General features: G+C 47.1%; 2 protein-coding genes. One reads left to right on the top strand and one right to left on the bottom strand.

Annotated features, from left to right (window positions below; all coding sequences use genetic code 11):
* Positions 1-409: RNA methyltransferase (locus tag R7Z47_RS24570; RefSeq protein WP_318130725.1), on the top strand; the 409-nt coding region annotated here is incomplete at its 5' end.
* A gap of 91 nt (positions 410-500) precedes the next feature.
* On the opposite strand, the gene R7Z47_RS24565 is transcribed toward R7Z47_RS24570, so the two are convergent.
* A partial coding sequence (locus tag R7Z47_RS24565; RefSeq protein ID WP_318130724.1) for a ferredoxin family protein occupies positions 501-777 on the bottom strand: 277 nt, incomplete at its 5' end.

Here is a 777-nt window from a genome sequence, read left to right as displayed (position 1 = left end):
TTCAGACCCTGGTAACCTAGGAACGATTATCCGTGTAGCTGACTGGTATGGCATTAAGCACATTATTGCGAGCACTGACTGTGCAGACCCGTATAACCCAAAAACCATCAGCGCGACAATGGGCAGTTTTGGGCGTGTGCAAGTGAGTTTGGTTGATTTGCCAAGCTACTTAGCTGAAGCAAACTTGCCAGTGTATGGTGCTTTCCTTGAAGGTGAGAGCGTGCATAAAACTGATTTTTCAGCAGAAGGTATTTTGTTGATGGGCAGCGAGTCACATGGTGTGCGAGAAGAAGCGTCCAAGTTCGTGACAGATAAGATCACGATTCCTGCTTTCGGTGGCGCAGAATCTTTAAACGTAGCAATGGCGACGGGCATCATTTTGGACAACATGCGTCGTCAGCACAGCTAATCGTATCAACGAATTTTAGATACAAAAAAAGCGTAACGGCCTAGGCGATTTCAAGCTGAGGTTCATTACGCTTTTTTCGTTTTGAATGCGGTTATTTTTCTAACATATCCAACTTGTTTGGCACGCCATTCCATTTTTCCGCTTCATCCATCGCTGGTTTCACTTCAGTTTGTACCGGCCAGATTTCTGCGAGTTCGGCGTTGAGCTCTTTGTAGATGATTTGATCTTCAGGCAGCTCGTCTTCTTGGAAGATTGCCGCTGCGGCACACTCGTCAACACACAAGCCACAGTCGATACATTCTATTGGGTTGATTACCATGAAGTTTGGACCTTCGTGGAAGGCGTCAGCCGGGCACACCGCGACACAG

The organism is Vibrio sp. 1641, assembly GCF_033339995.1.
Taxonomy (GTDB): Bacteria; Pseudomonadota; Gammaproteobacteria; order Enterobacterales; family Vibrionaceae; genus Vibrio; species Vibrio alginolyticus.
Note: the sequence above shows the minus strand (reverse complement) of the source record. Positions and strands in the feature narration are given on the sequence as shown.